The following is a 16,741-nucleotide window of genomic DNA, read 5'->3' as shown; positions in this document are numbered from 1 at the left end:
CCATGACGAATCCCTTCGACAACGAGAACGGCACTTTCCTGGTGCTGGTCAACGACGAGGGCCAGCACTCGCTCTGGCCGGTTTTCGCGGAGATTCCGCAGGGCTGGACGACCGCTTTCGGCGAGGCGAGCCGGGCCGAATGCCTGGAATTCGTCGAGCAGCACTGGACCGACATGCGGCCCAAGAGCCTCATCGCCCGCACGGAAGGCGCCGCGTGAACTCCGAACAGGTGACCGCTCTGGTCATCGGCGACGTCGCGCTGATAGTCGTCGCCTCCTGGCTGACGGGCGCGCTCGCCCGTCGGCTCGGACAGCCCACCGTGATCGGGCAGATCGTGGCCGGTATCGCCCTGGGCCCCACCCTGCTCGGCCGGCTGCCGGGCGATCCCACGAGGACGCTGTTCCCGGCGGAGGTGCTGCCGTTCCTGACGGTGCTCTCGCAGGTCGCCGTCGTGATCTTCATGTTCCTCGCCGGATACGAGATCAACTACCGGCAATTGCGCGGCGGCGGACGGTCCGTGCTGGCCGTGGCGGCGCTCGCGCTGCTGGTCCCGGCGGGACTCAGCACCGGTGCGGTGACCGTGCTGGAGGGGATGTTCAGCGCGGTCGAACCGGACGCCGGCGGGCGGACGTTCGTGATGTTCATGGCCGTGGCCTGCTCGGTGACCGCGCTGCCGGTGCTGGTGGCGATCGTCCGCGAGCGCGGTCTGGCGGGCACCGCCACCGGCACGGTCGCCACCACCGCGGCCGGGGTCATGGACGTGGTCGCCTGGCTGGTGCTGGCCGCCGCGTTCGCCGGCACCGGGCACTCCTCGCGGCCGTCGTGGCTGGCGGCGCTGGTGCTGGTCGTGCTCTTCAGCGCGGTCATGTTCCTCCTCGTCAGGCCCGCCCTGGACTGGCTGCTTCGGCGCTCGGAGTCACGGATGCTCGGGCAGGTGCCGCTGGCGTTCGGACTCGCGATGGGCAGCGCCTGGGTGACCTCCATGCTCGGACTGCACCCGGTGTTCGGCGGCTTCCTCGCCGGACTGGTCATGCCGCGTCGCAACGAGGTCCCGGACGCCGAGGTACTCCAGCCCATGGAGCAGACCGCGGCCCTGCTGCTGCCGCTGTTCTTCGTCACCACCGGGCTGAAGTTCGACGTCGGCACGCTCGACGGCGACGGACTCGCGCTGCTGGCGCTGATCCTCTCCATCGCCGTCGTCGGCAAGCTCGGCCCGGCGTACGCGGCCTGCCGGTTCACCGGCCTCGACCCCCGTCAGTCGGCACGGGTCGCCGCGCTGGTGAACACCCGCGGGCTCACCGAACTCATCGTGCTCAACGTGGCGCTCGAAGCCGGAGTGATCGGTCCCGGCCTGTTCACGGTGCTGGTCCTGATGGCGCTCATCACCACCTTCATGACCGGCCCGCTGCTCACCCTGATCGGGCGAAATGACCGTCCAGAAAAGGAAATTGGACGAGTTGACCAGCCCGCCGGACGAATTCAGGCTCAATAGGAACGCAGACACGGACAGGGAGTTGGCTGTGGCAGCAAAGACCGAAGAATTCGACGTGGCCGTCGTCGGCGGCGGACCCGCCGGTTCCACCCTCGCCGCACTCGTCGCCAAACAAGGGCACCGGGTCGTCGTACTGGAAAAGGAGAACTTCCCGCGCTACCAGATCGGCGAATCGCTGCTGCCGTCCACCATTCACGGTGTGTGCCGGCTCTCCGGCGCCGCGGACGACCTCGCCGAGGCGGGCTTCCCGCTCAAGCGCGGCGGCACCTTCCGCTGGGGCGCCCGGCCCGAGCCCTGGACCTTCGCCTTCTCCGTCTCGCCCCGTATGGCGGGTCCGACCTCGGTGGCGTACCAGGTCGAGCGTTCCAAGTTCGACGACATCCTGCTGAAGAACGCCCGCAAGCAGGGCGCGGACGTCCGCGAGGGCTGCTCGGTGCGCGGGCTGATCGAGGAGGGCGAGCGGGTCCGCGGGCTCACCTACTCGGGCGCCGACGGAAGCGAGCGCGAGATCCGCGCCAAGTACGTCGTCGACGCCTCCGGCAACAAGAGCCGGCTGTACAACAAGGTCGGCGGCACCCGTGAGTACTCCGACTTCTTCCGCAGCCTCGCCCTCTTCGGCTACTTCGAGAACGGCAAGCGGATGCCGCAGCCCAACCGTTTCAACATCCTCTGCGTGGCCTTCGAGAGCGGCTGGTTCTGGTACATCCCGCTCAGTGACACCCTGACCAGCGTCGGCGCCGTCGTCAGGCGGGAGATGGCCGACAAGATCCAGGGCGATCCGGAGAAGGCGCTGCGGGCGCTGATCGACGAGTGCCCGATGATCGCCGACTACCTCTCCGAGGCCACCCGCGTCACCGAGGGCCAGTACGGCGAGATCCGGGTCCGCAAGGACTACTCGTACCACCAGACCACCTTCACCCGGCCCGGCATGATGCTCGTGGGCGACGCCGCCTGCTTCGTCGACCCGGTCTTCTCCTCCGGCGTGCACCTGGCCACCTACAGCTCGCTGCTCGCCGCCCGCTCCCTCAACAGCGTCCTGGAGGGCAAGGTCGACGAGGACGCCGCGATGAAGGAGTTCGAGGCCCGCTACCGGCGCGAGTACGGCGTCTTCTACGAGTTCCTCGTCTCCTTCTACGAGATGCACCGCGACGAGAACTCCTACTTCTGGCAGGCCAAGAAGGTCACCGCCAACACCGAGCCGGAACTGCAGGCGTTCGTCGAGCTGATCGGCGGTGTCTCCTCCGGCGAGCAGGGCCTGATGAACGCCGAGGCGCTCGGCGAGCGGCTCGCGGAGAACTCCGAGGAGTTCGCCACCGCCGTGGAGAAGTACGCGGCGAACGACGACGGCAGCTCGGTGCCCCTGTTCAGCTCCTCCGTCGTGCGCAACGCCATGCAGGAGGCGGGCCAGGTGCAGATGCGGGCACTGCTCGGCGAGGACGCCGAACCCGAGGCGCCCATGTTCCCCGGCGGTCTGGTCTCCTCCGCGGACGGCCTGTACTGGCTGCCGTCCACCACCGCCTGAGGGAGGCGAGCCCCGACATGGCGTCCCGTGACATACCCGTGTACCAGCTCCGGGACCGGTTCGACCCCGTCCCGGAGCTGGTCGGGCTGCGCACCGAGTGCCCGGTGCTGCGCACCGAACTGCACGGTGGGCCCTCCAGCCAGGTCGTGGGCTGGCTGGTCACCGGCAGCGAGGAGTCCCGCGAGGTACTCAGTGACCAGCACCGGTTCACCATGCTGCCGCCCGCCGACACCGAGGCCCAGTCCCGCCGGCTGCAGAACATCGGCAACCTTCTGCACTACGACCCGCCGGAGCACACCCGGCTGCGCAGGATGCTCAACCCCGAGTTCACCATGCGGCGCCTGCAACGCCTCCAGCCGCGTATCGAGGCCGTCGTCGAGGAGTGCCTCGACGCGATGGAGCAGGCCGGGGCGCCCGCCGACCTGATGCACCACTTCGCCTGGCAGATACCGGGCCAGACCGCCTGCGAACTGCTGGGCGTGCCCCGCGACGACCGCGCGGAGCTGTCCCGTCATCTCGACATCTCCCGCGACGACGGCCGCGGCCGGACCCGCCAGATGGCGGCCGGCCGGGCCTTCCGCGCCTACTTCCAGCAGCTCACCGCACGGCAGCGCCGGGACCCCGGCGAGGAACTGCTGGGCATGCTGGTGCGTGAGTACGGCGAGGAGATCACGGACGATGAACTGGAGGGCCTGGCCGCGTCACTGACCTCCGCCGGCATCGAGAACGTCGCCAGCATGCTGGGGCTCGGAACCCTCCTGCTGCTCGAACACCCCGACCAGCTCGCCAAGTTGAAGGAGAACCCCGAGCTGGTCGACCGTGCGGTGGAGGAACTGCTGCGCTACGTCACGGTGATCCCGACCCTCTCGCCGCGCACCGCGCTCGAGGACGTGCCGCTCGGCGGGCACGTGGTGCCGAAGGGGGAGCGGATCATCTGCTCCGCCTTCGCGGTGAACCGGATCGCGACCCCCGGCGGCGATCCCGAGGACGGGTTCGACATCACCCGTGAGCCCGCCCCGCACATGGCGTTCGGGCACGGCGTTCACCACTGTCTCGGCGCCCCGCTGGCCCGGATGCAACTGCGCATCGCCTACCTGGCGTTGTGGCGTCGCTTCCCGCAGCTGCGGCTCGCCGTCCCGCACGAGCAGATCCGGTTCCGGACGCCGTCCTCGCGGGTGTACTCCGTGGACGCGCTGCCGGTGGCCTGGTAGGAGGACACGCCCATGCCGCAGCAAACCCAGCCGCAGGCCCCGCGGGCCCAGCAGGCGTACCCCGAACTGCTCTACACCCGGCGCACCCGGTTCGACCCGGCCGAGGACCTGCGGGCCGCGGAGCCCCTGAGCAGGTACGTCATCGGCCCCAACGAGTCCGACGAATGGGTCTGGCTGGCCACCGGCTACACCGAGGTGCGCCAGATCCTCGGCGACCACACCAACTTCAGCACCCGCCGCCGGTGGGGCGCCGAAGGACCCGACTGGCGCCCGCCGGAGCTGGTGGGCCATCTGATGGACTACGACCCGCCGGAGCACACCCGCCTGCGTCAGATGCTCACCCCCGAGTTCACGGTACGGCGGCTGCGCCGGCTGGAGCCGGACATCGAGGCGATCGTCGAGGAGTACCTGGACAGCGTCGAGGCCGCCGGACCGGGTGCCGATCTGATGCCGCTGTTCGCCCAGCCCGTGCCGGGCGAGGTGCTGTGCGAGCTGATCGGCGTGCCGCGCGACGACCGGCCCGAGTTCCTGCGTCACTGCCACCGGCACCTGGACTTCTCCCGTAGCCGCAAGGTGCGGGCGGCCGACGGCGCCGCGTTCTCCCGCTATCTCGTCTCGATGGTGGCCCGGCAGCGCAAGGACCCCGACGACGGGTTCATCGGCGCGCTGGTGCGCGAGCACGGCGAGAACTTCACCGACGACGAGATGCGCGGCGTGTGCGTCCTGCTGATCCTCGCCGGCATCGACAACATCGAGGGCATGATCGGCCTCGGTGTCCTGGCGATGCTGGAGCACCCGGACCAGCTGCCGCTGCTGCTCGGCGAACGCGACGGCCGGGGCAGGGCCTCTGGTGCGGGCAGCGGCTCGGGGTCGGACAGGGGGCCGGGCCGGGGCGACGGCGGCCGGCTCGCCTCCGACCGCGCCCTGGACGAGCTGATCCGCTACATGTCGGTGGCCAACGCGCCCACCCCGCGCACCGCCGTGAACGACGTGCGGATCGGCGACCACCTGATCAAGTCGGGCGAGACCGTCATCTGCTCGCTCACCATGGCCAACCGCGACCCGGGCCTCACCGACGGACCCGACCGCCTCGACCTCGGCCGCGAGCCCGTCGCGCACGTCGCCTTCGGACACGGCGTCCACCACTGCCTGGGCGCCGCGCTGGCCCGCACCGAACTGCGCATCGCCTACCAGGCGTTGTGGCGGCGCTTCCCGGAGCTGCGGCTCGCCGTGCCCGCCGAGGAGGTGCGCTTCTACAACCGCGCGCTGGCTCATGGAGTGCACCGGCTGCCGGTCGTCTGGTGACCGGCGGAAAGGAGACGGCAGAGCGATGGAGATCCGGATCGACCGCGACAAGTGTGTGAGCGGCGGCGTCTGCGCGATGTTCGCGCCCCAGGTCTTCGACCAGGACGACGAGGGCATGGGCGTCGTCGACAACGCCGCACCGGCCGCGGAGTTGGCCGCGGCCGTGCGGTCGGTCGTCTGGCGCTGCCCGGGGCACGCCATCACGGTCCACGACCAGGAACAGGCGGGCGGGGCCTGACCGCGGGGCGGAAATGGAAGCGAGGGGGCCGGGTCACCCGGCCCCCTCGCTTCCATTTCCGCCCCGCGCTACACGCTCCGCCCGCCGGAGTCGCGCACGCTCCCGCCGACCGAAGTCACCAGCGTCTCCAGCCGTCGCGCGTCGGCGACCCCCACGCACCCCGCCAGCCCCAGCGCGTCCGTCAGTTCCCCGTGCAGGAGCTCCAGCACCTGCCGGACCCCGTCCTCGCCGCCGGCCGCCAGGCCCCAGATCGGCGCGCGGCCCACCAGGACGCCCGACGCACCGAGCGCGAGGGCCTTGAGGACGTCCGTGCCGCTGCGCACACCGCCGTCCAGGAGGATCTCGCAGGCGCCGCCGACGGCGTCGACCACGTCGGGCAGCGCGGCCACGGCGGTCATTGCGCCGTCGAGTTGGCGGCCACCGTGGTTGGAGACCACCAGGGCGTCGACGCCGTGCTCCACCGCGCGCCGCGCGTCCTCGGGGGCCAGCACGCCCTTGAGCACGACAGGCAGCCGCGTGGACTCGCGCAGCCGCTCCACGGACGCCCAGGTCAGGGAGCGGGAGAAGGTCTCCGCCGTGTGCACGGCCACCGCCGAAGCGCCGTCGCCGCGGCGGTGCGCCGTAGAGGGCCCGGCACCCAGGTGCACCGCGCGCACGTCGTCCGGCAGCGCGAACCCGTTGCGGACGTCCCGCAGTCGGCGGCCCATCCACGGCACGTCGACGGTGAGCACGATCGCCTCGCAGCCGGCGTCCTGCGCCCTGCGGACCAGATCCAGCGTCCGCCCGGTGTCACGCAGCCAGTACAGCTGGAACCACACCGAGCCGCCGACCGCCGTGACCTCCTCCACCGGGACACTGCTCAGCGTCGCCACGGTGAACGGCACACCCGCCGCCTTCGCGGCCCGTGCGGTCGCCAACTCACCCTCGGGACACACCAGTCGGTGGTACGCCACCGGCCCGATCGCCACCGGCATCCGCGCCGCCCGCCCGAGCAAGGTCGCCTCCGTACCGCACGCGGAAACGTCGTTGAGGATCCGAGGGCGCACGAAGACACCGTCGAACGCCGCCCGGTTGGCCGCGAGCGACAGCTCCCGGCCGCTGCCCCCGGCGATGAAGTCCCACACCTCGGGCGGCAGGGCCATGGCGGCGGCCCGCTCGACGTCGTCCATGTCGAGCGGGCCCGCCGCCGCGTGCCCGTCCAAGTCACCGAAGGCCATGCTGCCCGGCCTTCTCCAGCTCCACCGCCTCGTACAGCGCCTTGATGTTGGCGCTGCCGAACGTGCCCGCGCCCTGCCGCTCGATGATCTCGAAGAACAGCGTGCGCTTGGGGTGCGTGGAGGCGGTGAATATCTGGAACAGCTGACCGCCGTGGTCCTCGTCCGCGAGCAGCTGCGTCTCGCGCAGCGTGTCGATGGAGTGCGTCTCCGGCTCGATACGGCCGTCGAGCAGGTCGTAGTAGGCGTCCGGCGTCTTCAGGAAGCGGACCCCGCGCTCGCGCAGCGCGCGGACCGAGCGGACGGCGTCGTCGCTGGAGAAGGCGATGTGCTGGATGCCGGCCCCGTCGTGGTTCTTCAGGAAGTCGTCGATCTGTCCCGGCTCCGCCTTGGTGTCGGGCTCGATGAGGGTGAGGGTCACCGCGCCGTTCGGGCTCTGGACCACCTTCGACTCCATCGCCTGCGCGCCGACGACGATCCGCTCCTCGAAGATCTCGTTGAAGCCGAGGGCGTTGCGGTAGAACCGCACGGTCGTGTCGAGATCCCCCGCGGGCAGGCAGACCGCGAAGTGGTCGATGTCCAGCAGCCCCACCTCCTCGGACCAGGACGGCTGTTCACCGGCGACGGGCGTGAAGCCGGCCGGCAGCCCGCCCGGCGCCCCGGGCTCGCGCTCCACCAGCGTGTGGACGACGTCCCCGAAGCCGCCGATGAGCGCGCTCGCGCGCGGCCCGTCCCCGGAGTGCCGCTCCGGCTTGCGCAGCGCACGGGCCCCCGCGGCCTCGGCGGCGGCGAACGCGGCACCCGCGTCCCGGGTGCGCAGCGCGATGTCGGCGACTCCGTCGCCGTGGGCCGGGAGATACGCGGACGCGGGGTGCCGGTCGCTCAGCGGGGTCGTCAGGACAAGGGTGATCCCGCCGTGCCGGAGCGCGACGCCGTGATGATCGGCGGAAGTGCTCTCCCCGGCCACTGAAAAGCCGTATGTTTCCTGCCAGCCGCGGGCCGCCGTCTCCAGGTCCTTTACGTACAACTCGACGTAGTCGATCGTGTAGTGACTGATGGGCTGATGGGCGCTCGCTCGATCATTCATGACGGTCCCTGAGTCGAAGAAGGATCGGATTTGCGGCGCCACGGTACAACTCGATTGGTGAATGCCGCACTTGTCAAAGGCGGACACCGGAAGGTGCTGGTCAGGGACGTCTCACGGGTGTCAAAGAAGCGGCGTTGTCGCAGTTGACGCGGTGCGTGATACTGCCCCCATGCAGATCCGGGAAAATCTCGCGGAATTGAGTTCGGAGCCGCTGCACGCCTCGCTCACCGCTGCGTCCATGGAGTCGATGAATCTGCTGAACAATATTGCCGGGACCTATCCCGAGGCAGTGTCGTTCGCGGCCGGACGGCCCTACGAGGGATTCTTCGACACGGATCAGATCCATGAATACCTGAAGGTGTTCACGGGCTATCTGCGCAGCGAGCGGGGAATGACGGAACAGCAGGTCTCCCGCACCCTCCTCCAATACGGCGACACCAAGGGCGTCATCGCCGAGCTGATCGCCCGCAACCTCGCGGTCGACGAGGGCATCGACGCCGACCCACGCTCCGTCGTCGTCACGGTCGGCTTCCAGGAGGCGTTGTTCCTGGTGCTGCGCGCCCTGCGCGCCGATGACCGCGACGCGCTGCTCGCCCCGTCTCCCACCTACGTCGGTCTCAGCGGCGCCGCCCTGCTCACCGATCTGCCGGTGCTGCCGGTGCCCTCCGGGGAACAGGGGCTCGACCTGGGGGAGTTGGTGAGCCTGCTGCGCGCCGCGCGCGACGCCGGCCGTCGCGTGCGCGCCTGCTACGTCACGCCGGACTTCGCCAACCCCGTCGGCATCAGCATGACCGTCGCCGACCGGCACCGGCTGCTGGAGATCGCCGCGTCGGAGCGCCTCCTGCTGCTGGAGGACAACCCCTACGGACTCTTCCACCGCACCCCGGACCGACGCCCGCCCACGCTGAAGTCCCTCGACACCGACGGCCGGGTCGTCTACCTCGGCTCCTTCGCCAAGAGCGGCGTCGCGGGCGCGCGGGTCGGCTTCGCCGTCGCCGACCAGCCGGTGGGCGGCGGACTGCTCGCCGACGAGCTGTCGAAGATCAAGAGCATGCTGACGGTGAACACCTCACCGATCGCCCAGGCCGTCATCGGCGGCAAGCTGATCGCCAACGACTTCAGCCTGGTGGCCGCCAACACCAGGGAAACCGCCGTGTACCAGAGCAATCTGACTCAGGTGCTGGAAGGGCTCGCCAAGCGGTTCCGGGACTGCGACGGCGTGAGCTGGAACGAACCCGACGGCGGGTTCTTCGTGGTCGTCACCGTGCCGTTCACCGTGCACGACGCCTTCCTGGAGCACGCGGCGCGCGAGCACGGGGTGCTGTTCACGCCCATGCACCATTTCTTCGGGGCGGGAACCGACTCCCGCCAACTGCGGCTGTCGATCAGCACCTTGACCCCGGAGCGCATCGAGGAGGGGCTCGACCGGCTCGCCGCCGCCATCTCCGCACGCCTGCCCGGCAACACCGCGACCGACGCCACCGCCGGCATCGCCACCGGGGCGGTCTCGTGATCCGCACCCTCGCCGTCGTCGGCACCGGGCTGATCGGTACCTCGGTGGCGCTCGCCGCCGCCCGGCGCGGTGTCACCGTGCACCTCCTCGACGCCGACGCGTCCGCGGTCCGCACCGCCGAACTGCTCGGCGCGGGCACCGCGAAGCCGCCCGAGGAGCCGGTGGACCTCGCGGTGCTCGCCGTACCCCCGAGCAAGGTCGCCGACGTGCTCTCGGACCAGCAGGCGCGGGGCCTGGCACACAGCTACACGGACGTGGCCAGCGTCAAGGCCGGCCCGGAGCGCGAGGTACTGGCCCGCGCCGCGCGGCCCACGCACTTCGTCGGCGGCCACCCGCTGGCCGGCCGTGAGCGCTCCGGGCCGCTCGCCGCGCGCCCCGACCTCTTCAAGGACCGGGTCTGGGTGCTCACACCCTCCCGGCTCACCTCCAAACCCACCTTCGACCGGGCGCTGGACCTGATCGCCCTGTGCGGAGGCGTGCCCACGGTCATGCAGAGCGGGGCCCACGACGAGACCGTGGCACTCACCTCCCATGCCCCGCACCTCATGGCCAGCCTGATCGCGGCCCGGCTCGGCGGCCGGTCTCCGGTCACCGCGCTCCTCGTCGGCCAGGGGTTCCGGGACGCGACCCGGATCGCCCGCGGCGAGGCCCGGCTGTGGACCGACATCATCGAGACCAACGCCGCCGAGGTCGCCGGCGTCCTCACCGCCCTGCAGACCGACCTCACCGAACTGCTCACCGCGGTGGGGGAGTTGTCGCTGCGGGATCCTCGGCACCGGGCGCGGAGCCGGCAAAACCTCACCGGCCTGCTGGAACGCGGTGTGGCCGCGCTGGAGGCGCTGCCCGCCCCGGCGTCCGGCCCGCTCGCCGCCGACACCGCCCATGTCGACGTCACCATCGCCGAGCGCCCCGGCGAACTCGCCCGGCTCCTCGACACCGCGGCCGCAAGCGGCGCCGGCCCCGACACCGTCGCCGCGCCCCTCTTTCCGCAGGGCCCGGACGGACCGCTGGTCATCCGGTTCGAGCTCGCCGCGGACGAGGCGGACACCCTGGCGGAGAAGCTGGCCTCGGCGGGCTGGGACGTCGTACAGCACCCCGACGTACGGGACGAGACCGAACTCGCGCTGGTCGGGCTTCCCGTGTGACGCAATGCGACACGCCCGTGCCCTTCCCGGCCCAGTGGCCGGGAAGGGCACGGGTCCGGGTCATTTCCGGACCGGGCACGGTGCCCCTGGCGGGGGAATGTCGAGGGGCACCGCTGATCAGGGCGTGGCCAGGGCCTCCGTCGGAGGCAGCCGGGCCGCACGCACCGCCGGGTAGAAGCCCGCCAGCGCGCCGATGAGCAGCGTCGAGCCGATGCCTCCGGCCATGGCCCAGGCCGGGACGACCGACGGCCAGCCCTGATAGGAGGCGTAGCCGATGGTCACCGCGATCCCCAGGGTCACCCCGCCGACACCGCCGAGCGCGGACAGCAGCTGCGACTCGCACAGGAACTGATTGCGGATCTGGCCCCGCGTGGCCCCCAGTGACCGGCGCAGACCGATCTCGGAGCGGCGCTCCAGCACGGAGATGACCATGGTGTTGGCCACCCCGACCCCGCCGACCAGCAGCGCCACCGCGCCGAGCCCGAGGAGCAGCCCGCTCAGGGTGTCGTCCGTGGCCTCCTTCGCGGCGAGCGCGTCGGAAGGCCGCGAGACGGCCGCCTCGTCGGGCTTCTCCGGGTTGGCGGTGGCCCCGAGGATGCCCTGCACCTCGGAGACGTGCTCCTCCACAGCGCGTACGTGGATCACCGTCGGGTAGCCGTCGAAGCCGAGGTTCTCCTCCGCGTAGGGCCAGCCGACCAGCGCCTGGGTGTCCAGCTCCGGGGTCAGTTCATTCGGCGCGAGCAGTCCGATCACGGTGAACCAGCGGTCGCCGAGCCACACCTGGACGTCGGATCCGGCCCGGTGCACCCCCAGCTGTTCGGCGGCGCGCGGGCCGAGCACGACGGACGGATAGCGGTCGTTGGCCGCGTTCAGCCAGCGGCCGTCGGTGAGCTTCGCCCCGGTGGTGTCGGGCAGGTTGGTCTTCGCCGCGTAGACGGCGATACCGCTGGTCTCGGCCTCGGGGATGTGGTCGTTGCGGTAGACCTTGGCGTCGACCTTGCCGAGCGCCGTCACCGACTCCACGTCCGGGATGTTGCCCACCATCTCCACCGACTCGCTCGGCAGATGGGAGGCGTCACCGCTGAGCGACGGCCCCGGTGTGACGGACAGCAGATTGGTCCCCAGGGCGCTCAGCCGCCGGTCCAGGTCCTCGGTGCTGGACGTGGAGATGCCCACCACGCCCACCATCGCCGCGATACCGATGGCGATGCCCAGCGCGGACAGGAACACCCGCATGGGCCGGGCCCGCAGCCCGTAGCCACCCACTCGCAGCACGTCGGCCGGGCTCATGCGGGCGGGACGGGGCCGGGAGCCGGCCGCGCGCCGGCCGGGCCCCGTCACCGCTCCGCCCCGGAGGCGACGGCAGCCATCTCCTGGCCCGCGGCGGCTGCCATCTCCCGGCCCGCGGCCGAGTCATGCTCGATACGCCCGTCCTTGAGCCGTACCTCGCGCGGCAGGGACGCGGCGACGTCCCGGTCGTGCGTGATGACGACGACCGTGGTGCCGGCCTCGTTCAGCTCGTGCAGCAGCTCCAGCACGGTCGCGCCGGACCGGGAGTCGAGTGCGCCGGTCGGCTCGTCGGCCAGCAACAGCGGGGGATCGCCCAGCACCGCACGGGCGATCGCGACGCGTTGCTTCTCGCCGCCGGAGAGCTGGTGCGGCTCGTGGTACAGCCGGTGCCCGAGCCCCACGCGGCGCAGCGCCGCCTCGGCGAGCCGGCGCCGCTTGGTGCGCGGGGTGCCGCTGTAGAGCAGCCCGTCGGCCACGCTGTCCAGCACCGGGATGCCCGAGGTGAGATGGAACTGCTGGAACACGAACCCGATCGTGCCGGCCCGCAGCGCCGACAACTCGCGGTCGCTGAGCTCCTCGACCGCGTGGCCGTCGACCCGGACGTGCCCGGAGGTCGGGCGGCTCAGCGTGCCCATGATGTTGAGCATGGTCGACTTCCCGGACCCGGACGGACCGACGATCCCGACCAGTTCACCGCGCCCGATCACCAGATTCGCGCCGGCCAGCGCGACGACCTCCCCGTACTGCTGGGAGACGTCCGTCAACTCGACCACGTGAGGCGTCACTTGGGCACCCCCACGTTCATGCCCTCCTTGATGCCCGAGCCCTTCACCTCGACCAGTCCGTTCGCGAACATCCCCAGCTCCACCGGCACCAGCTCGCTGCCGCTGTCGCCGCCGTCGCCGGCCGTCGGGACTTCCAGGGCGTAGCCGCCGCCCGGCCGCGCCATCAGCGCGTTGACCGGCACCGCGAGCACGTCCCGGCGGCTGTCGGCTTCCAGGATCACGTCGACGGACGCGGCCTGATAGCGGCCCAGCTTCTTCTGGTCCTTGATCTTCAGCTGGACCGGAAGGGTCGCCTCGTCCGCGCCCTGGCCCTCGCCGCCGGCCCCGGCCCCGGAACCGGCCGTGTCGTTGCCCGCGGTGCCGATGTCGGTGACCTCGCCGACCACGGTGCTGCCGTCCGGAAGCCGGACCGTGGCCTTGGAACCCTCCTTCACCAGGTCCTCGTGCTGCGGGTCCAGGTCCATGGAGACGATCCGCTCGGTACCCGTCCAGGTCAGCACCTCGCCGCCGACGACCGCGCCGGGCGAGGTCTTCAGCTCCGCGACCCGACGCGCCCCCGGCGCGACCACCGCGTCCCCGGGCCGTACGGTCCCGGTCTCCTCGGCGCCCAGGTCGTCCTGCCACTCCTCGACCGCCTGGGCGGTGCCGGAGGTGTACTCGTCGTCCACGTCGAAGCCGTCGTAGCCCAGATCGGCGAGGTTGCGCTCCAGCATCCGCACGTCGGCGCCCTCAATGCCGGGCTCCAGCGTGCGGTAGAAGGGGATGGACCCGTACAGCAGGGGCACCTTGCGCTCGTTGACCCGGTAGACGGTGTCGCCGCGTTCGAGCGTGTCGCCCTCGCCGGGCACCCAGGTGATGAACTCACCGTCGGCACCGGCCTGGCTGCCGCCACCCTGCCCGCTCTGCCCGGACGCGGAGGCGTCGGTGACGGCGGTCGGTTCGCCGTGGCCCAGGGTGCCGTCCACGGTCTCGGTACTGGTCAGCGTGATCCGCTGGACCTTCGTCGTCGCGACCGGCCGGTCGGGGGCGGTCGGTGACGCGGCTGCGTCGTCACCACTGAACGCGCCGGTGGCGGCAACTCCCGCGGCGGCGGCCACGGCTGTCGCGATCACCACGATGAAGGCCGTACGGCGGGTGCGGCGCTTGCGCCGGTCCCTCGCCTCGCCCACCGCCGGCTGCGCAGCCTCCTCGGCGACGGCCGGCGTCCGCTCCGCCTCGTTCGCGACCGCCGGGGCCCCGCCGGGTTCCACGACGGCCGGTAGGTGTTCTGTCTCGTCCTGCGTGGTCACTGGCCTCCGCCGCCCTGAATCATCATGCCGCCGCCGGGCCACTTGTCCTGGCACGCGGAACGGGCTTTCTGGAAGGCGGGGTCGGCCATGCTGAGGCCGGCGCCGCCGAAGTCGAGAGCCATCTGGCCGCCGTTGATCTCGGGGTCCGGGAACTTCGGCACGCCGTTCTCGCGAATGCACTCCGCCCAGGCGGCGACCTTGGTCGGATCGAGCGGCTCGCCGCCCCCGCCCTGGCCCTGGCCCTGCGGGGCCTTGTCGCGGCAGGCCTCCATGGCGCCCTGGAACTCGGCCGAATTGGTGTCGACGCCGCCGGCGTCCATGCGGATACCGCCGTCGGCCTGCTGGGGATCGGGGAATTCGGGGACGCCCTCCGCGCGCATGCACTCGGCGAATTCCAGGGCCTGGTCGAACGCGCTGTTCGCCGACCCGGAGGAGTCCGAGGTCGCCTCTGCGTCGGAGGCCGCGCTGGAGTCGCCGGAACAGCCGCTGATCAGCGCGCCTGTGAGCAGCAGGGATACGGGAAGAAGCACGCGCCCGATCCGGGCGCGACGGTGTGTTGAGAACATGAACGGAGTTGTACGCCGGGTGCGGTTACACGCGGGGAACAACGTCGTCGACCACTTTCGCCCTCCCCAGGCGTTATTCCCCTGTTATGGGTCCCAGGGCATCCTGACCGGCATGAGAGTGCTGATTGTCGACGACCACCTCGAGCTCGCCGAGACGATCGCCGCCGGACTGCGGCAGGAAGGCATGGCCATCGACCTGGCACTGGACGGCCAGCAGGCGCTGGAGCAGGCCACCGTGTACGACTACCACGTGATCGTGCTCGACCGGGACCTTCCGCTGATGCACGGCGACGAGGTCTGCCGCGCGCTGATCAAGCACGGCTGCCGGGCCCGCATCCTCATGCTCACGGCCTCCGCCACCATCGCCGACCGGGTCGACGGACTGAGCCTGGGGGCCGACGACTATCTGACCAAGCCGTTCGCCTTCGCCGAGCTGGTCGCGCGGATCCGCGCCCTCGCCCGGCGCGCGCACCCCGCCGTGCCCCCCGTGCTCACCCACGACGATCTGTCGCTGTCACCCGCCGAGCACACCGCCTGGCGCGGCGGACGCCAACTCGACCTGTCCCCGAAGGAGATGGCCGTACTGGAGCTGCTGTTGGCCGCGCGGGGCGCGGTGGTGTCCGCGGAGGAACTGCTGGAGCGGGCCTGGGACGACGCCACCGACCCGTTCACCAACACCGTGAAGGTGACCATCAGCCGGCTGCGCCGCAAGCTCGGCGAACCGCCCGTGATCGAGACGGTGCCGCATGTCGGCTACCGCATCTGAGCCGGCCGGCCGGTTCCGCATCCGCTGGTCGGCCCGGCTCCGGCTCACTCTCCTCTACGGGACGCTGTTCTTCGTCTCGGGCGCCACCCTGCTCGCCGTCACCTACCTTCTGGTCCTGCAGAGCCCTGCCTCCAAAGGCACCAAGATCACCACCATGAACGCCTCTCGCAACCCGGCGGTGCAGGAGATCTCGGCACAGATCTCGTACGTCGCCGACCGCCAGCGCGAAGAGGCACAGCGCACGCTGCTCACCCGGTCCGGGATCGCGCTCGGCGTCATGACCGGTGTCTCCGGTGGGCTGGGCTGGCTGGTGGCCGGACGGGTGCTGCGGCCCGTACGCGTGATGACGGAACGGGCCCGGCGCATCTCGGCGCACAATCTGCACGAGCGGCTCGCGATGCCCGGGCCCGCCGACGACGAGCTGAAGAACCTCGGCGACACCTTCGACGGCCTGCTCGCCCGCCTGGACGCCGCGTTCGACGCACAGAGACGCTTCGTCGCCAACGCCTCGCACGAGCTGCGCACCCCGCTGACCCTGCAACGTACGGTGATCGAGGTCGCGCTCAGCAAACCGGACCCGGACGTGAAGACCCTGCGGGCGGTGTGCGAGCGGGCCCTGGCCGTCGGCGAGGACCAGGAGCGGCTGATCGAGGCCCTGTTGACGCTGGCGAGCAGCCAGAGCGGCGTCTTCCGGACCGATCCGCTGGACCTCGCCGAGGTCGTCACCGACGTGCTCGACAACCTCGCGCCCACCCGCCCCGAGGACGTCACCCTGGACGTCGGTCTCACCGCCGCCGAGGCCGAGGGCAACGCCAGCCTCGTGGAACGGCTGGTGACCAACCTGGTCGGCAACGCCCAGCGCTACACCCCCCACGGCGGCTGGATCCGGATCACCACCGGCCTCCAGGACGGGGCGCCCACGGTTCGGGTCGTGAACAGCGGACCGGTCGTCCCCCGCGAGGCCATCCCCTCGCTGTACCAGCCCTTCCAACGCCTGGGCCACCGCTCCGCGCGCGCCGACGGCCACGGCCTCGGACTGTCGATCGTCGCGGCCATCGCCAGCGCCCACCGGGCCCGGATCGTCACCGAACAAGGCCCGGAGGGCGGGCTCGACATCACCGTCGCCTTCCCCCGCACCAGGGCCGGGCTGCACGGGGTGGCCGTGCCGTGACCCGCCAGGGGTGCCAGGACACCGGTGAACAGCTCCCAAACGGCCTCAAGTCGCCCAGGATGAACCGGACGGCTTTGACCCCGCTACCCGGAGCTGGGCCACGACCGGCACCGGGGCCGAGTCCGCCCCGGACCTGGCAGGGACACC

At 71.3% G+C, this 16,741-nt stretch carries 16 protein-coding genes; 10 read left to right on the top strand and 6 right to left on the bottom strand.

All coding sequences use genetic code 11. The features are described from left to right. Positions 1-2: 2 nt before the first annotated feature. The 6 genes from EJ357_RS01715 to EJ357_RS01690 are packed head-to-tail and all read left to right on the top strand — an operon-like array spanning position 3 to position 5,768. Entirely contained in the window at positions 3-218 is a 216-nt protein-coding gene (locus tag EJ357_RS01715) for an MbtH family protein (RefSeq protein ID WP_126387911.1), read from the top strand. Then, the gene (locus EJ357_RS01710) at positions 215-1,492 is read left to right on the top strand and encodes a cation:proton antiporter (protein ID WP_126387909.1); all 1,278 of its coding nucleotides are present in this window, start codon (positions 215-217) and stop codon (positions 1,490-1,492) included. The genes EJ357_RS01715 and EJ357_RS01710 overlap by 4 nt, the downstream gene beginning before the upstream one ends. A gap of 28 nt (positions 1,493-1,520) precedes the next feature. Continuing rightward, positions 1,521-3,014, top strand: coding sequence for a tryptophan 7-halogenase (locus tag EJ357_RS01705; protein WP_228472905.1), 1,494 nt, complete (start codon positions 1,521-1,523; stop codon positions 3,012-3,014). Positions 3,015-3,031: 17 nt separating this feature from the next. Continuing rightward, a complete protein-coding gene (locus EJ357_RS01700) occupies positions 3,032-4,225 on the top strand; it encodes a cytochrome P450 (protein WP_126387905.1) in 1,194 nt (397 codons plus the stop codon). 12 nt (positions 4,226-4,237) lie between these two features. Further along, complete coding sequence (locus tag EJ357_RS01695) at positions 4,238-5,530, top strand: cytochrome P450 (RefSeq protein WP_126387903.1); 1,293 nt, start codon at positions 4,238-4,240, stop codon at positions 5,528-5,530. A gap of 25 nt (positions 5,531-5,555) precedes the next feature. Further along, complete coding sequence (locus tag EJ357_RS01690) at positions 5,556-5,768, top strand: ferredoxin (protein WP_126387901.1); 213 nt, start codon at positions 5,556-5,558, stop codon at positions 5,766-5,768. Positions 5,769-5,836: 68 nt separating this feature from the next. Here EJ357_RS01690 and EJ357_RS01685 read toward each other — a convergent pair whose 3' ends face one another. Both EJ357_RS01685 and hppD read right to left on the bottom strand, forming a co-directional pair. Then, entirely contained in the window at positions 5,837-6,985 is a 1,149-nt protein-coding gene (locus tag EJ357_RS01685; RefSeq protein WP_175647267.1) for an alpha-hydroxy acid oxidase, read from the bottom strand. After that, positions 6,972-8,069: a 4-hydroxyphenylpyruvate dioxygenase gene (gene hppD, locus EJ357_RS01680; RefSeq protein ID WP_126387899.1), complete on the bottom strand. Its 1,098-nt coding sequence runs from the start codon at positions 8,067-8,069 to the stop codon at positions 6,972-6,974. The genes EJ357_RS01685 and hppD overlap by 14 nt, the downstream gene beginning before the upstream one ends. Before the next feature lie 169 nt (positions 8,070-8,238). Here hppD and EJ357_RS01675 point away from each other — a divergent pair, with 169 nt between their 5' ends. Both EJ357_RS01675 and EJ357_RS01670 read left to right on the top strand, forming a co-directional pair. Then, positions 8,239-9,582 (top strand): aminotransferase-like domain-containing protein, encoded by a 1,344-nt coding sequence (locus EJ357_RS01675; RefSeq protein ID WP_126387897.1) that lies wholly within the window; start codon positions 8,239-8,241, stop codon positions 9,580-9,582. After that, positions 9,579-10,727: a prephenate dehydrogenase gene (locus EJ357_RS01670; protein ID WP_126387895.1), complete on the top strand. Its 1,149-nt coding sequence runs from the start codon at positions 9,579-9,581 to the stop codon at positions 10,725-10,727. The genes EJ357_RS01675 and EJ357_RS01670 overlap by 4 nt, the downstream gene beginning before the upstream one ends. A 117-nt stretch (positions 10,728-10,844) precedes the next feature. Here EJ357_RS01670 and EJ357_RS01665 read toward each other — a convergent pair whose 3' ends face one another. Genes EJ357_RS01665 through EJ357_RS01650 form a run of 4 tightly spaced genes read right to left on the bottom strand, consistent with a single transcriptional unit; the run spans position 10,845 to position 14,621 of the window. After that, the gene (locus tag EJ357_RS01665) at positions 10,845-12,017 is read right to left on the bottom strand and encodes an ABC transporter permease (RefSeq protein WP_126387893.1); all 1,173 of its coding nucleotides are present in this window, start codon (positions 12,015-12,017) and stop codon (positions 10,845-10,847) included. 47 nt (positions 12,018-12,064) lie between these two features. Then, positions 12,065-12,802, bottom strand: a complete 738-nt coding sequence (locus EJ357_RS01660) for an ABC transporter ATP-binding protein (protein WP_126387891.1) — start codon at positions 12,800-12,802, stop codon at positions 12,065-12,067. Then, positions 12,799-14,091, bottom strand: a complete 1,293-nt coding sequence (locus tag EJ357_RS01655; RefSeq protein WP_228472903.1) for a peptidoglycan-binding domain-containing protein — start codon at positions 14,089-14,091, stop codon at positions 12,799-12,801. The genes EJ357_RS01660 and EJ357_RS01655 overlap by 4 nt, the downstream gene beginning before the upstream one ends. Further along, positions 14,088-14,621 (bottom strand): hypothetical protein, encoded by a 534-nt coding sequence (locus EJ357_RS01650; RefSeq protein ID WP_228472902.1) that lies wholly within the window; start codon positions 14,619-14,621, stop codon positions 14,088-14,090. The genes EJ357_RS01655 and EJ357_RS01650 overlap by 4 nt, the downstream gene beginning before the upstream one ends. A gap of 148 nt (positions 14,622-14,769) precedes the next feature. On the opposite strand from EJ357_RS01650, the gene EJ357_RS01645 reads away from it, so the two are divergent. Both EJ357_RS01645 and EJ357_RS01640 read left to right on the top strand, forming a co-directional pair. Further along, positions 14,770-15,423, top strand: a complete 654-nt coding sequence (locus EJ357_RS01645; protein WP_126387887.1) for a response regulator transcription factor — start codon at positions 14,770-14,772, stop codon at positions 15,421-15,423. Beyond that, the gene (locus EJ357_RS01640; RefSeq protein WP_126387886.1) at positions 15,404-16,594 is read left to right on the top strand and encodes a sensor histidine kinase; all 1,191 of its coding nucleotides are present in this window, start codon (positions 15,404-15,406) and stop codon (positions 16,592-16,594) included. The genes EJ357_RS01645 and EJ357_RS01640 overlap by 20 nt, the downstream gene beginning before the upstream one ends. The last annotated feature ends 147 nt before the right edge of the window (positions 16,595-16,741 follow it).

Source organism: Streptomyces cyaneochromogenes (assembly GCF_003963535.1).
Taxonomy (GTDB): Bacteria; Actinomycetota; Actinomycetes; order Streptomycetales; family Streptomycetaceae; genus Streptomyces; species Streptomyces shaanxiensis.
Note: the sequence above shows the minus strand (reverse complement) of the source record. Positions and strands in the feature narration are given on the sequence as shown.

Excerpts from the sequence above, each read along its gene's own strand:
- EJ357_RS01715 (WP_126387911.1), top strand. The coding sequence starts at position 3 with ATGACGAATCCCTTCGACAACGAGAACGGCACTTTCCTGGTGCTGGTC.
- EJ357_RS01700 (WP_126387905.1), top strand. The coding sequence starts at position 3,032 with ATGGCGTCCCGTGACATACCCGTGTACCAGCTCCGGGACCGGTTCGAC.
- EJ357_RS01695 (WP_126387903.1), top strand. The coding sequence starts at position 4,238 with ATGCCGCAGCAAACCCAGCCGCAGGCCCCGCGGGCCCAGCAGGCGTAC.
- EJ357_RS01690 (WP_126387901.1), top strand. The coding sequence starts at position 5,556 with ATGGAGATCCGGATCGACCGCGACAAGTGTGTGAGCGGCGGCGTCTGC.
- EJ357_RS01685 (WP_175647267.1), bottom strand. The coding sequence starts at position 6,985 with ATGGCCTTCGGTGACTTGGACGGGCACGCGGCGGCGGGCCCGCTCGAC.
- hppD (WP_126387899.1), bottom strand. The coding sequence starts at position 8,069 with ATGAATGATCGAGCGAGCGCCCATCAGCCCATCAGTCACTACACGATC.
- EJ357_RS01675 (WP_126387897.1), top strand. The coding sequence starts at position 8,239 with ATGCAGATCCGGGAAAATCTCGCGGAATTGAGTTCGGAGCCGCTGCAC.
- EJ357_RS01665 (WP_126387893.1), bottom strand. The coding sequence starts at position 12,017 with ATGAGCCCGGCCGACGTGCTGCGAGTGGGTGGCTACGGGCTGCGGGCC.
- EJ357_RS01645 (WP_126387887.1), top strand. The coding sequence starts at position 14,770 with ATGAGAGTGCTGATTGTCGACGACCACCTCGAGCTCGCCGAGACGATC.
- EJ357_RS01640 (WP_126387886.1), top strand. The coding sequence starts at position 15,404 with ATGTCGGCTACCGCATCTGAGCCGGCCGGCCGGTTCCGCATCCGCTGG.